Source organism: Pseudomonas sp. Leaf127 (assembly GCF_001423155.1).
GTDB lineage: Bacteria > Pseudomonadota > Gammaproteobacteria > Pseudomonadales > Pseudomonadaceae > Aquipseudomonas > Aquipseudomonas ovata.
Window position 1 is genome coordinate 326,785 of record NZ_LMOA01000021.1, and the last position, 13,501, is coordinate 340,285.

Below are 13,501 nucleotides of genomic sequence, written 5' to 3' on the forward strand. Positions count from 1 at the left end.
GATGAAAACGCATCACGCTTTTTCGATGGCCTGACCGCCTGAGCCTTCATCGCCGGCTCAGGCCGGCATGAATGCCATCCATTGCCGCCCCAGGAACAGCCAGTCGACCCAGAACGCCTGATGGATGATCACGATCAGCCAGAACACCGCCTGATACGACAGTTTGCGGGTCTTGTGGCGAAACAGCTGCTGGGCCAGCAAGGCGCCGGGCCAGCCGCCCAGCAGCTCGACGGCATGCAGCGCATTTTCCGGGGTGCGCTGGCCACCCTGCCCGGCCTGGCGTTTATCGTGGCGGTACAGCGCCACGGCCAGCAGGCTGGGCACCACGTAGCCCAGGGCGGCCAGGGGCAGGCCGTGCTCGCGCCAGAGGCTGAACAGGCCGGCCGCTGGCAGTGCGCACAAAACCAGCCATACCAGCAGCTTGAGGGTCGGCGCGCGCAGGGGCTGGCGCGCCGGTGTGGCAGGACGCGGGCGCGCCATCAGCCTTGCGCCGTGGACCAGTCGACCCAGCCGAACAGCCAGGTGGCCAGGATCAGCAGGCCGAAGGCAATGCGGTACCAGGCGAACAACGCGTAGCTGTGGCTGGCGATGAACTTGAGCAGGCCGCGCACGGCAATCATGGCGAAAATGAACGACACCACGAAGCCAACGGCAAACACCGAGAAGTCGTCCGGCTGGAACAGATCGCGGTACTTATAGCCCGAATACACCGCAGCACCGACCATGGTCGGCATGGCCAGAAAGAACGAGAACTCGGTGGCCGCCTTGCGCGACAGGCCGAACAGCAGGCCGCCGATGATGGTCGAGCCGGACCGCGAAGTGCCGGGAATCATCGCCAGGCACTGGGCGAAGCCGATCTTCAGGGCGTCCTTCCAGGTCATGTCGTCGACCTCTTGCACCTTGATCACATGCTCGCGGCGCTCGGCCCAGAGCATGATGATGCCGCCGACCACCAGTGCCACGGCCACGGTGATGGGGTTGAACAGGTAATGGTGGATCCAGTCGGCCAACAGCACGCCCAGCACCACGGCCGGCAGGAACGCCAGCAGCAGGTTACCGGTAAAACGCTGCGCCTGGCGCTGACGGGGCAAGCCCAGCACCACTTCGAAAATCTTGCTGCGAAATTCCCAGACCACGGCCAGGATCGCGCCGAGCTGAATAATGATGTTGAACGCCATCGCCCGTTCGCCACCGAAGCCGATCAGGTCGGCCACGATAATCTGGTGGCCGGTACTCGAAATCGGCAAGAACTCCGTCAACCCTTCCACAATGCCCAGTATCAACGCCTGGACAGCGACCCATGCATCCATTTTTCCCCCGTTACGGCGCGGCCATCGGCGCACCGGTCAGTCTTGTGGTTGGTCAATCGATCCGCGAAGACGATGCGTTTCGCGAAGGGCGCAAATGCTAGCAGACCCCGTTCAAGCGCGCCTGTCTGTTGCCTGTACGGTGCGCCCTGCCGCCCGGGCTCCCCGCGCGGCGCAGATGCGCTTACAATCGCCGCCCTATCGTCTCCCCCTACTCAGGAACCCCCATGTCAGAGGTTGAACTGTTCGGTGCCGCACTGGGCGTGCTCGCGGTCATACTGACCATCCGGCAGAATCCGTGGTGCTGGCCGATCGGCCTGGTCATGGTGGCGATCTATAGCTGGCTTTTCTTCGGCGTGAAGCTGTATTCGCAGGTGCTCCTGCAACTGATCTACGCGGTGCTGCAGCTGTATGGCTGGTGGCAATGGACCCGTCATGGCGACAACGTGCCTGCCCGCGCGGTGACCACGTTGCAGGACCGCTCGGTCCTCGGCGGCCTGGCTGTGGGTGCCCTGCTCGGTGCCGCCCTGGGCGCGGGTATGGCGCACTTCACCGATGCCGCCCAGCCATGGCTGGATGCAGCCCTGACCAGCTTCAGCCTGGTGGCCCAGCTATGGATGGCGCAAAAACGCCTGCAATGCTGGCCGTTGTGGATCGTGCTGAACGTGATTTCCGTCGGGCTGTTCCTGCACCAGGCGCTGCACGCGATGGCGGCGGTGTATGCCCTGTTTACCCTGCTGGCCATTCTGGGCTGGCGTGAGTGGCGCGTGGCCCTGGTGCCGGCCCGATGAAAGTGCTGGTCCTGGCAGGCCCTGAATCGAGCGGCAAGAGCTGGCTGTCCACGGAAATCCGCAATCGTTTCGGCGGTGTGCTGGTCGGCGAATACGTGCGTCATTTCATCGACGAGCAGGCACGCGACACCGTGTATGCCGACATCACGCCCATCGCCCAGGGACAACTGGCCTGGGAAGATGCCGCCCGCGCTACCGCCCCCGAGCTGCTGATTCTCGACACGCACTTGCTGAGCAACATGCTCTGGAGCCGCACGCTGTTCGGCGATTGCCCGGCCTGGCTGGAAGCACAGTTGCTGGCACGGCATTACGACCTGCACCTGCTGCTCAGCCCGCAAGGCGTGCACTGGACCCAGGACGGCCAACGCTGCCAGCCGGCGCTTGAGGACCGCATGGCGTTCTTCAAGGCCAGCCGCGACTGGCTGCAGGGCCATCAGCAGCCGTATCAAGTGATCGAAGGTGACTGGGCACAGCGGCTTGAAGCGGTGATGCAGGCGGTCGAACAGTTATTGATCACGCCTGCGCAGCACTGACAAAACGCCATTGCCCGGCAAATACCGGGCTGGGTGTAGGAGCGCGCTTGCCCGCGACCGAGTGCGTTAGCGCTCGCAAAATCTGCGAAACGCTGCAAATTTACAGCTGTAAATCTGCGAAACGCCACAAATTTACGATTGTAAATCTGCGAAACGCCACAAATTTACGGCTGTAAATCTGCGAAACGCTACAAATTTACGGCTGTAAATCTGCGAAACGCCACAAATTTACGGCTGTAAATCTGCGAAACGCTACAAATTTACGGCTGTAAATCTGCGAAACGCCACAAATTTACGGCTGTAAATCTGCGAAACGCTACAAATTTACGGCTGTAAATCTGCGAAACGCTACAAATTTACGGCTGCTAACGCAGCCGGTCGCGGGCAGAGCGCGCTCCTACAGGGCTGGATTTAACACTCAATAAAATCGGTCAACTGTCTCATCTGATCTGGTGCTTGTGCAATAACCGGTAGAACGTTGGCCGGGAGATGCCCAGCACCTTGGCGGCCACGCTGAGGTTGTCGCTGTGCCGGGTCAGTACATCACACAGCGCCTGGCGCTCGGCGCGGGATTTGTATTCGTCCAGGGTGCTCATGCTGCTGGTCAGTTCCTCTTCGCCCAGCAACCCCAGATCACTGGCTTCGATCTGTCGACCCTCGGCCAGCACCAGCCCGCGGCGCACGCGGTTGGCCAGTTCGCGGACATTGCCGGGCCAGTCATGCTTGCCCATGGCAATCAGCGCATCCTGGCTGAAGTTGCGTGCCCGACGTCCGGTTTCCTGGCTATAGAAATGCGCAAAATGATTGGCAAGCATCGCCAGGTCACCGTGGCGCTCACGCAAGGGCGCGGTGCCGACCTGCAGCACATTGAGCCGGTAATACAGGTCTTCGCGAAAGCGCTTCTTGCGAATGGCCGCTTCCAGGTCGACATGCGTGGCAGCGAGCATGCGTACATCCACGGCAATCGGCTCGCTGCCACCGATGCGCTCGATCTGGCGGTCCTGCAGAAAGCGTAACAGATGCCCCTGCGCCTCCAGTGAGAGGTCACCGATTTCATCAAGGAACAAGGTGCCGCCATCGGCCGCTTCGATACGGCCGATACGCCGCTCTTGTGCACCGTTGAACGCGCCTGGCTCATGGCCGAACAGTTCGGCATGGATCAGGTGCTCGGCAATCGCACCGCAGTGCACGACCACGAACGGCTTGTTGCGTCGCTGCGACTGGTTATGCAGGGTGCGCGCCACCAGCTCCTTGCCGGTGCCACGCTCGCCGCGGATCAATACGGGCGATTCGGTGGGCGCCAGCTTGCTCAACAGGCGCCGCAGCTCACGAATCGGCCGGCTTTCGCCGAGCATTTCCTGATCCGGACCTGGCGGCACCGGCACCGTCCCCTGGGCGCGCAGGCGGGCCATGCCGTACGCACGGCCCAGCGTGACCTGCATGCGTGCGACATCGAATGGCAGGGTATGAAAGTCAAAGAACCATTCGCAGACAAAATCACCGATCTTTTCGCGGCGCAGGTCATCAGGCGTCAGCACCGCAATCCATTCGGTGTTGCTGCGGGTAATAAGCTCGCGAACCACCTCGGGGTGCTCGAAGTGATAAGGCATCAGACGAATCAGACCGACATCACACCCCATATTGAGTGCCGATTCCAGCGAGCTGCTGTCGACCGACCAGCCAGCGGCGTGCAGCACGGGAATCAACTGGTGACAATCGTCACAGGGGTCCACAATCAAAAGACGTCGCGAGGGGGCCGTTTCAGGCATGAGGGTCTTCCTTGGCGCACGGCGGCGATGCAATTGATCTAAAAACGTTTATAAACAGCGTGTTGGCGTTTACGCCTGTTACGTTAGCAAATATTTGACACTGCCTTGTACCGTTTGCGTCTAAGCCCTATAACCAGACACGCGTCAAACGTTACAGCGAACTTTTCGCCGCTGCTGGCGACTGCCGGAAAGTGCCCGGGACAGGCCATAAAGTTGCGTAGGATTACTACATTGCGCCATACCTGTAAAAAATCATGAAATTATCGAGCAGGTGTGTGACTCCTCTTCTCGCGCCGGCATCAACACAAGTAACCAGCCGGACGGTAAGCCCGCCGACGAGACTGTACTGGACTGAATGGGCACCTTGAGGAAATGACCATGAACGCCCCACTGCGCTTCAATGATGCACTGCTGATCGCTGGCAAAGCCTTCCATCCCTTCCAGTGCGTGGCCTGGGCCCCACAGGATGGCAACGGCGAACTCAGCCTGACCGTGCTCGACCGCTTCAGCGCACGCATTGGCCGCCAGCAACTTCCGCGTGGCACTTATTCTGACCCTGTGCAACTGGCCAATGCCTTGCAACAGGCGCGCGAAGAACTAAGCCGCGAGGGTTACAGTCTTCAGCCGTGGACCATGCCGGCCTGATCATTCGCGTTGCACTGCACTGTCTTTTTGCATGAATGTGGCTCTTTGCTTGATCAGGCGGAGCCACTTTCTTTTATAAGTCCGCCGGCTTTACCAGACCCGTAAAGATCACGGTAGTACGTCGTTGACTGCCATTTTTCACGCGAAAACTGGATAACCACCCAGTCCTTCTTGTACCTTTGCTCCTCTTGCCGCCCAGGCCAGTCCAAGGAGCACTCCCTTGCTGCATACCCTTGCCGTCGAAAACTATCGCTCCCTGCATGATCTGCAGCTGTCGCTGGGCCGTCTGACCGTGGTCACCGGGGCCAATGGCAGCGGCAAGTCCAATCTGTATCGCGCTTTGCGGCTGCTGGCCGACACCGCCCGGGAAGGCGTGGTGCAAGGCATTGCCCGTGAAGGTGGGCTGGACTCATGCTTCTGGGCAGGACCCGAGCAGTTTTCAGCCGCCGTATTGCGCGGCGAACAGCCGGTGCAAGGCCTGCATCGGCGCACGCCACAGCGCATGCGTCTGGGCTTTGCCGGTGAGCATTTCAGTTATGCATTGAGCCTTGGCTTGCCTGAGCCCAGCCCCGGCGAGTCGCCGCAGCGGCCCTCGCTGTTCGGGCGCGACCCGCAGATCAAGCGTGAAGTCATCTGGGCCGGACCGGTCTATCGACCCGCCAGCGTGCTGGTCGAGCGCAAGGGGCCGAGCGTGCGTATGCGCAACGCGCGCGAATGGCGCACCCTGACCACACGCCTGCCCGATTTCTACAGCCTGTTCGACACCGGCGGCGCCCTCGACTGCCCGGAGATTGAAACCCTGCGCAGCAGCGTGCGCGACTGGCGCTTTTACGATCACTTTCGCACCGATGCCACAGCCCCAGCACGTCAACCACAAGTAGGCACACGCACCCCGGTGCTGCACCACAGCGGGCGCGACCTGGCCGCCGCCCTGCAGACCATCCGTGAAATCGGCGACCCGCAGGCACTGGATGCCGCCATCGACGACGCCTTTCCCGGCTCGAGCATGCACATTGACGTGCGCGACGGGCTGTTCGGCCTGGCCCTGCAACAACCCGGCATGCTGCGACCCTTGCTGGTCAGCGAACTGTCCGACGGCACCTTGCGCTACCTGCTGCTGGTCGCCGCCCTGCTCACCCCGCGCCCACCGGCACTGATGGTGCTGAACGAACCGGAGAGCAGCCTGCACCCGGACCTGCTGCCGGCACTGGCACGTCTGATCGGCCAGGCCGCCGACCGTGGGCAGGTGTGGGTGGTGTCGCACGCCAGTCGCCTGGTCGCGGCACTCGAACCGTTACCGGCGTGCGTAAGCGTGGTGCTGGAAAAACCCTTTGGCCAGACTCAGGTCAGGGGCCAGCAAGGCCTGCTGGACGGGCCGGCATGGCAGTGGCCCACGTAGGAGCGACCAACGGTCGCGAAAGGGTTATTGCAGGCACGACATTGTCCGCGCCTGGCCATCCACCTTCGCGACCGCTGGTCGCTCCTACCGTGTCAGGCCAGAGGACACAAGGTCTGCAGGGCCCCTCTAAAAACTACCTGCGTTGTCAGTACCGGAAAAATATTTCGGCCAGATCAGATCAGGGACCGGCATGGCAGTGGCACTCGTAGGCGCGACCAACGGCCGCGAAAGGGTTATTGCGGGCACGACATTGTCCGCGCCTGGCATCCATAAGGGCTGCCGGGCTTGATCAGGCCGTCACTTCACGATTGATGGCAACCATCTGCTCATGTGTGAGCTGACCGCCAGAAGCCATGTACCTGGCCATGAATGCATCCAGGTTTCCACGCGCCCTCTTCTTGTCGGCCGCCTGCAAGGCCACTTTCAACGCTGGCATCGTGAGTTCCGTGCAGTAGCCAGGCGTTCCCGGCTGCTGGCGCCATGAGTCCTCAAGACGACCTGCGGCCAGCGCGGTAAAGCCGGTTTCCTCCACCAGGTCCTGTGCAACGGCCTCAGCCTTGACGTCATCGCCAGCCACAGGCAGGGCGATGCGCGAGTCAGATCCAGCGGGTTGACCGTTATTGGCAAGCGTCGACGCGAGGACGGCATTCCATGCCTTGATGACCGGACGGCCAATCTGCTCGCTGACCCAAATGCTCTCGGGCTTGCCGTCGTCCACCTCCTTGATCGCCCCGTCGCGTGCCGGGTAGTAATTGGACGTATCAATGACAACGACGCTCTGCGGTACATCCTTCAGGATCTGGCGCAGGTCCGGATACCTGGCAAAGGGAATGGAGAGAATGACGACTTCAACATCAAGCACCGCCTCCTCCCGGGTCACGGCGCGTACGCCGATCTCATCGGCCAGCGCCTGAAGGGTCTGAGGGCTTTTGGAGTTTGCCAGTTTGACGTCATGACCGCGCGCCGCAAACTTGCGGGCCAGGGTAGCGCCAATATTGCCTGCACCGATAATGCCGATTTTCATTTGACTGACCTCTTAGGTAAATACGTTTGAAGTGAAGGATGTTTCAGTCAGTGGCGGGATGGCCGAGCGCATCCAGGGTGTGACGCAACTCATCGATACCTTGCTCGTCGAACTGGCAGGCTGACTTGATCTGCCGGGTCACGCCACGGATCTCGGCTTCCAGTTGGCGGCTGTGGGCCGTCAGGTCAACCATCACACGGCGCTCATCGGCAGGATCGCGTGTGCGGGTCACGAATCCGGCCGCCTCAAGGCGCTTGAGCAGCGGCGTGATGGTGCCTGCGTCCATCGCCAGGCAGGTGCCGAGCGCGCCCACGGAAAGTGGCGAACCGTTCAACAGCTCCAGAATGACCAGATACTGTGGAAAGGTCAGGCCCAGCGGTTCAAGAAAAGGCTTGTGCAGTCGCACCATGCGATTGGCCGCCGCATAAAGCGAAAACGACAGTTGGGTGCCTACCCGTTCCCGGCTCGAAGACATTAGATAGCTCGCTATTGCATAGTGCGCTATATATTCGACAAGCCTGCTGCTGATGTCAACCGCCGTCTCGGCCGGCAGCGGATACAGCGCCCTGAATGAATTTATACGACCGGCAGTGCTTCCACATGCTGATAGTCGATGCCCAGGCCTTGCGCCAGCGCCTTGGCCCTGCCCAATCGGATGGGCCCGGTTTCGATATCGATCAACACGCCGGGGCAATCGAACACAGGCAAGGTCGGCAGTGTTGCCAGGCGGCCGTCGGTCAGCACCAGTAAACGCTGGCTTTCAGCGGGGTAGCGTTTACGTCTTTCTATCAACCATTGCGCGGCCTGCTGCAACGCCTGACCCAAAGGTGTGCCGCCACCGGCGCCCAGACTGTCGAGCCAGGGCTGCAAGGCACGCGAAGCCTTGAGGCCCTGGTGCTGCCAGCGCGGCTGGTTGCCGCTGGCAGTAAGCAACGCCAGACGGGCACGACTGCGATAGGCGTCGTCGAACGCCTGGGCCAGCACCCCTTTGGCCAGGCTCAGGCCCTGATTGCGCCGGGTGGATGCCGAAGCATCAACCACGACTAACAGTAGTTCTTGCGGGCGCTGGCTACGCGGCTGGCGAATCAGGTCGCGGAGCTTTTGCGGCCGGCCACGCAGCAAGGTCGGCGGCCAGGCAATCGGGCCGCCCTGCCCGGGCCGCGTCGCCCCCAGTCGACCGCCAGCGAGCTTGCCTTGTCGAGGGCTGGCATCCGCCCCCTTGGCTGGACGGGGGCGGATGCCTAGGGCTTTTTTGGCCAGTTCGGGATCTGGCGGCGCGAAGCCGTGGCAACGCTTTGGGCTGGCAGCTCGCCCCAGTTGCCCTGCCCCTCGTTTTGATGACTGCTTTGTGTGTCAGTAGAAGGTGGCCGTTGTTCAGGTGGCATTGAGTTAGGGGTGGTATTGTTTCGACGATGACGCAAGGCAAATTCGGCCACCGCGTCAATATCTTCCAGCGCAATGGCGTCGCTGCCGCGCCAGGCCGCATGGGCGCGGGCGGCACGCAGCCACACAAGGTCAGCACGTAGCCCGTCGACACCAGCGGCGAAACAGCGCTCGTTGATCAGGGTCAGGCTGGTCTCGTCCAGCGGGATGCTGGCCAGACGCTGACGGGCCTGGGCGCAGCGTTGCTGCAAAGCCTGCTGTGCGGGTTGCCACTGTTCGATAAAGGCCTGCGGGTCGCTGTCGAAGGCCAGGCGGCGACGAATGATCTGCCCGCGCTCGGCCGGCAGGGTCTGTCCGCTGAGGGCGACATTGAGGCCGAAGCGGTCAAGCAGTTGCGGGCGCAACTCACCCTCTTCAGGGTTCATGGTGCCGATCAGAATGAAGCGCGCCGCGTGACGATGGGAAATACCGTCACGCTCGACCAGGTTGGTGCCGCTGGCGGCGACGTCGAGCAGCAGGTCGACCAGGTGATCGGCCAGCAGGTTGACCTCATCGACATACAACACACCACCATCGGCCTTGGCCAGCACGCCTGGAGAAAACGTTACCCTGCCCTCGCCCAGTGCCGCATCCAGGTCCAGCGTACCTACCAGTCGTTCTTCGCTGGCGCCCAAGGGCAAGGTGACGAAAGCGGCACCCTCGATCAGGTCGGCCAGGCCACGGGCCAGGGTCGATTTGGCCATGCCGCGCGGCCCCTCGATCAGCACCCCGCCGATCTTCGGATCGATGGCGGTCAGGCACAGCGCCAGCTTGAGTGCGTCGGCGCCGACAACGGCCGCCAGGGGAAAATGCGCAGCATCATAGGGGGTGGTATCAGACACGATTCAATTCTCTTCAATGTCCAGCAGCAAGGTTTCCAGCGCCTCGCGATACTCGCCCGGTTCCTGCCACAGGCCACGTTGCTGGGCTTCGAGCAAGCGCTCGGTCATGTCGCGCAGGGCATCGGGGTTGTGCTGCTGGATAAACTCGCGGGTGTCGCCATCGAGCAGGTAGGCGTCAGCCAGCAGTTCATACTGGTGGTCGTCGATCAGTTCGGTGGTGGCATCGAAGCCAAACAGGAAGTCCACCGTGGCGGCCATTTCGAAAGCGCCTTTATAGCCGTGGCGCTTGACCCCTTCGATCCACTTGGGGTTGGCCGCCCGCGAGCGGATCACCCGGTTGAGCTCTTCCTTGAGGGTGCGGATTTTCGGCAGGTCCGGCTGGCTGTGATCGCCGTGATAGCTGGCGGTCTTTTCGCCGCTCAGGCTGTCAGCTGCGGCGAGCATGCCGCCCTGGAACTGGTAATAATCGTTGGAATCGAGCAGGTCATGCTCGCGGTTGTCCTGGTTCTGCAGCACCGCCTGTACCCTGGACAGGCGCTGGGCGAAGTGCTGACGCGCCGGAGTACCATCGTCCTGGCCGCCATAGGCGTAGCCGCCCCAGTTCAGGTAAACCTCGGCCAGGTCTTCGCGGCTTTGCCATACGCGGCCATCAATGGCGCCCTGCACGCCTGCACCATAGGCGCCGGGCTTGGCGCCGAACACCCGCCAGCCGGCCTGGCGCCGGGCATCGTCTTCACTGATGCCCTTGGCTTGCAGCTCAAGGCGCTCCTGGCGCACGCGGGCCGCCAGTGGATTGAGGTCGTCTGGCTCATCAAGGGCCGCCACCGCTTGTACCGCGGCGTCAAACAGGCGAATCAGGCTGGCGAAGGCGTCGCGAAAGAATCCTGACACCCGCAGGGTCACATCGACACGGGGCCGATCCAGAAGGCTCACCGGCAGGATCTCGAAATCGTCGACCCGCTGGCTGCCGGTCGCCCAGACCGGGCGCACGCCCATCAGGGCCATGGCCTGGGCAATGTCATCACCGCCGGTGCGCATGGTCGCAGTGCCCCACACCGACAGGCCAAGCTGGCGCAAATGATCGCCATGATCTTGCAGGTGACGTTCCAGCAACAGGCTGGTCGAATGAAAACCGATGCGCCAGGCCGTAGGGGTCGGCAGGTTGCGTACATCGACGCTGAAAAAATTGCGCCCGGTGGGCAGCACGTCCAGCCGCCCGCGACTCGGTGCCCCACTGGGACCGGCCGGTACGAAACGCCCGGCCAGGGCATCGAGCAGACCCTGCATCTCGGCCGGGCCGCAGGCGTCCAGACACGGTGCCACGATCTCACGCAGGTGCTCGATGATCAGGTGCAAGTCTTGGTGAGCGGGTACGTCAGCCAGGCTTTCATTTCTGATGACACGCTCGATCAACTGCGCCGCATACAGCTCCAGCCGCTCACGGCTGTCACCCTGTGTGCGCCAGGGCTCCTGGCTCACCGCCTGCAAGAGCGCCGGTTTTTCCGGGGCGCATGGCTCGGCGAGGGCGCAGTCCAGCGGGTCGAAGTCCAGGGCAAAGGCCTTGGCCAAGGCCCGCAGCAGGCTCGAATGCGCCCCGCGGCCGTCGCCACGCGGGATGCGCAGCAGGGCCAGCAAGGTGTCGATGCGCAGCCGTCCGCTCGGCGACTCGCCGAACACGTGCAAGCCGTCGCGAATCTGCGATTCCTTCAGGTCACACAGGTAGGTGTCCAGGCGCGGCAGCCAGACGGCGGCATCGGCGTCGGCATTGAGCGAAGCATCCAGTTGCAGCTCCAGGTCGAGCCGGCTGTCGCGCACCTGTTGCAGGATTTCACGTTGCAGCTCACGGGCGCGGCGCGGGTCGAGCAACTGCGCTTCGTAATACTCGTCGGCCAGTCGCTCCAGGTCGCGCAGCGGTCCGTAGGTTTCGGCGCGGGTCAACGGTGGCATCAGGTGGTCGATAATCACCGCCTGGGTACGGCGCTTGGCCTGGGCGCCCTCGCCCGGGTCATTGACGATAAATGGGTAGATGTTGGGCAACGGGCCAAGGATAGCGTCCGGCCAGCACGTCGCCGACAGCCCGACCCCCTTGCCCGGCAGCCACTCCAGGTTGCCGTGCTTGCCCACATGGATCACCGCCTGGGCGCCATAGGCAAAACGCAGCCAGAAGTAGAACGCCAGGTAACCATGGGGTGGTATTAAATCGGGGTCGTGGTACACCGCACTGGGGTCGACCTGGTAACCGCGGGCCGGCTGGATGCCGACAAAGGTCAGGCCCAGGCGCAGCCCGGCGACCATCATGCGCCCGCCACGAAACATCGGGTCGGCTTCAGGCGCCCCCCAGCGCTGGATCACCGCCTCACGATTGGCCTCTGGCAAGGTGGCAAACGCCGTCAGGTAGTCTTGCAGTGCCAGGCTTTGCTGGCACGGCCGCAGATCGAGGCTGTCCAGGTCGTTGGTCACCCCGCCCAGCAATTGCTGGATCAGCGCGGTGCCGCTGTCGGGCAGCCCCTCGACCGGATAGCCTTGCTGTTGCATGGCGCGCAGGATATTCAGCGCCGCCGCTGGCGTGTCCAGCCCCACCCCATTGCCGATACGGCCGTCGCGGGTGGGGTAGTTGGCCAGGATCAGGGCGATGCGCTTGTCGGCATTGTTGCGCCGCGCCAGCTCGATCCAGTTGCGCGCCAGGTGCGCGACGAAGTCCATGCGCTCGGGCTGGGCGCGGTAGCAGACCACGTCCGACTGGCTGCGCTCGCTGTGCCAGGCCAGGTCCTTGAAGCTGATCGGCCGGCTGATGATGCGCCCGTCCAGCTCCGGCAAGGCGATGTGCATGGCCAGGTCACGGGCACCCAGGCCCAGGTCGCTGGCCTGCCAGGCCGGCTCGTTGTCCTGGGCGCAGATGGCCTGGATCACCGGGACATCGCGCCGGAACGGCCGCAAGTGCGGCGTTTCCGGGCTCGACTGGGCAAAGCCTGTGGTGTTGAGAATCAACGCGGCATCGGCCTCGTCCAGCCAGTCTTCGACGGCCGTCAGACAGCCGGCTTCCTTGAGGCTGGCCACGGCGATCGGCAGCGGGTTGAGGCCCTGGGCCTGCAAGCGCTGGCAGAACACGTCGATGAACGAAGTGTTGGCCGCCTGCAAGTGCGAGCGGTAGAAGATCAAGGCCGCTACCGGTGCGTCGGCGGCCCAGTCGGTTTGCCAATCGGCCAGTTGCGCCCGGGTCTTGTGCGGATGGTAGATGACGGCACGTGGCAGGGCCTGGGGCTCTTGCCAGGCGTAGTCGCGCCCCAGCCACTGGCTGGCCATGCAGTTGAACAGGTTCAGGGCATTGTCCAGCCCGCCCTGGCGTAAAAACTGCCAGAGCCGCTCGCCCTCGGCGGCCGGCACCGTGCTGAAATCGGATAATTCCGGGTCCGGGCGATCGCAGCCCGGCACCAGGATCACCTGCACACCACGCGCCGCCAGCTCCAGCAGGCGCTGCACGCCGTAGCGCCAGTAGCCGATGCCGCCGTGCAGCGAGAGCAGGATGACCCGCGCATGCTGCAGCACTTCTTCGACATACAGGTCGACCGAGGCGTGATTCTGCACCTGCATCGGGTTGGCCAGGCGCAGGCTCGGGTAGTCGTCCGGCAATTGCTGCGCAGCCTCGGCCAGCAAGGCCAGGCTGGAGTCGCCGCTGCAGAGAATCACCAGGTCGGCGGGGGTTTGCCCCAGGTCGGCAATGCTGTCGTCCGTTACGAAACCACCGGGCTGGGTTCTCAGCAGGTGCATG

The 13,501-nt window shown here is 63.1% G+C and carries 12 protein-coding genes; 4 read left to right on the plus strand and 8 right to left on the minus strand.

Annotated elements, in window-relative coordinates; all coding sequences use genetic code 11:
* Positions 1-57: 57 nt before the first annotated feature.
* A complete protein-coding gene (locus ASF84_RS14810) occupies positions 58-480 on the minus strand; it encodes a DUF1294 domain-containing protein (RefSeq protein WP_056839587.1) in 423 nt (140 codons plus the stop codon).
* Entirely contained in the window at positions 480-1,310 is an 831-nt protein-coding gene (locus ASF84_RS14815; RefSeq protein WP_056839588.1) for an undecaprenyl-diphosphate phosphatase, read from the minus strand. The genes ASF84_RS14810 and ASF84_RS14815 overlap by 1 nt, the downstream gene beginning before the upstream one ends.
* 224 nt (positions 1,311-1,534) lie before the next feature.
* Here ASF84_RS14815 and pnuC point away from each other — a divergent pair, with 224 nt between their 5' ends.
* Together pnuC and ASF84_RS14825 are read left to right on the plus strand one after the other, a co-directional pair.
* Positions 1,535-2,098 carry a nicotinamide riboside transporter PnuC gene (pnuC, locus tag ASF84_RS14820; protein WP_056839589.1) on the plus strand — a complete coding sequence of 188 codons (564 nt, stop codon included), beginning with the start codon at positions 1,535-1,537 and terminating at the stop codon, positions 2,096-2,098.
* On the plus strand, positions 2,095-2,631 hold the full coding sequence (locus tag ASF84_RS14825) for an AAA family ATPase (protein WP_056839590.1): 537 nt from the start codon (positions 2,095-2,097) through the stop codon (positions 2,629-2,631). Before pnuC ends, ASF84_RS14825 begins: the two co-directional genes overlap by 4 nt.
* 440 nt (positions 2,632-3,071) lie before the next feature.
* On the opposite strand, the gene ASF84_RS14830 is transcribed toward ASF84_RS14825, so the two are convergent.
* A complete protein-coding gene (locus ASF84_RS14830) occupies positions 3,072-4,400 on the minus strand; it encodes a sigma-54 dependent transcriptional regulator (protein WP_056839591.1) in 1,329 nt (442 codons plus the stop codon).
* Positions 4,401-4,778: 378 nt separating this feature from the next.
* Between ASF84_RS14830 and ASF84_RS14835 the strand changes: the two genes are divergently transcribed.
* Entirely contained in the window at positions 4,779-5,045 is a 267-nt protein-coding gene (locus ASF84_RS14835) for a hypothetical protein (RefSeq protein ID WP_056839592.1), read from the plus strand.
* 220 nt (positions 5,046-5,265) lie between these two features.
* On the plus strand, positions 5,266-6,444 hold the full coding sequence (locus ASF84_RS14840) for an AAA family ATPase (RefSeq protein ID WP_056839593.1): 1,179 nt from the start codon (positions 5,266-5,268) through the stop codon (positions 6,442-6,444).
* 289 nt (positions 6,445-6,733) lie between these two features.
* On the opposite strand, the gene ASF84_RS14845 is transcribed toward ASF84_RS14840, so the two are convergent.
* The 5 genes from ASF84_RS14845 to cobN form a co-directional block, all read right to left on the minus strand.
* The gene (locus ASF84_RS14845) at positions 6,734-7,468 is read right to left on the minus strand and encodes an NADPH-dependent F420 reductase (RefSeq protein WP_056839594.1); all 735 of its coding nucleotides are present in this window, start codon (positions 7,466-7,468) and stop codon (positions 6,734-6,736) included.
* A 43-nt stretch (positions 7,469-7,511) separates the two neighbouring features.
* Complete coding sequence (locus tag ASF84_RS14850) at positions 7,512-7,943, minus strand: MarR family winged helix-turn-helix transcriptional regulator (protein ID WP_056839595.1); 432 nt, start codon at positions 7,941-7,943, stop codon at positions 7,512-7,514.
* A gap of 101 nt (positions 7,944-8,044) precedes the next feature.
* Positions 8,045-8,641 carry a vWA domain-containing protein gene (locus ASF84_RS14855; protein ID WP_236709440.1) on the minus strand — a complete coding sequence of 199 codons (597 nt, stop codon included), beginning with the start codon at positions 8,639-8,641 and terminating at the stop codon, positions 8,045-8,047.
* A gap of 68 nt (positions 8,642-8,709) precedes the next feature.
* The gene (locus ASF84_RS14860; RefSeq protein ID WP_056839597.1) at positions 8,710-9,732 is read right to left on the minus strand and encodes an ATP-binding protein; all 1,023 of its coding nucleotides are present in this window, start codon (positions 9,730-9,732) and stop codon (positions 8,710-8,712) included.
* Positions 9,733-9,735: 3 nt separating this feature from the next.
* The gene (cobN, locus tag ASF84_RS14865; RefSeq protein ID WP_056839598.1) at positions 9,736-13,500 is read right to left on the minus strand and encodes a cobaltochelatase subunit CobN; all 3,765 of its coding nucleotides are present in this window, start codon (positions 13,498-13,500) and stop codon (positions 9,736-9,738) included.
* Position 13,501 lies beyond the last annotated feature (1 nt).

Bases quoted from the DNA above. Each gene is read 5' to 3' on its own strand.
- ASF84_RS14810 (WP_056839587.1), bottom strand. From the start codon at position 480: ATGGCGCGCCCGCGTCCTGCCACACCGGCGCGCCAGCCCCTGCGCGCG.
- ASF84_RS14815 (WP_056839588.1), bottom strand. From the start codon at position 1,310: ATGGATGCATGGGTCGCTGTCCAGGCGTTGATACTGGGCATTGTGGAA.
- pnuC (WP_056839589.1), top strand. From the start codon at position 1,535: ATGTCAGAGGTTGAACTGTTCGGTGCCGCACTGGGCGTGCTCGCGGTC.
- ASF84_RS14825 (WP_056839590.1), top strand. From the start codon at position 2,095: ATGAAAGTGCTGGTCCTGGCAGGCCCTGAATCGAGCGGCAAGAGCTGG.
- ASF84_RS14830 (WP_056839591.1), bottom strand. From the start codon at position 4,400: ATGCCTGAAACGGCCCCCTCGCGACGTCTTTTGATTGTGGACCCCTGT.
- ASF84_RS14835 (WP_056839592.1), top strand. From the start codon at position 4,779: ATGAACGCCCCACTGCGCTTCAATGATGCACTGCTGATCGCTGGCAAA.
- ASF84_RS14845 (WP_056839594.1), bottom strand. From the start codon at position 7,468: ATGAAAATCGGCATTATCGGTGCAGGCAATATTGGCGCTACCCTGGCC.
- ASF84_RS14850 (WP_056839595.1), bottom strand. From the start codon at position 7,943: ATGTCTTCGAGCCGGGAACGGGTAGGCACCCAACTGTCGTTTTCGCTT.
- cobN (WP_056839598.1), bottom strand. From the start codon at position 13,500: ATGCACCTGCTGAGAACCCAGCCCGGTGGTTTCGTAACGGACGACAGC.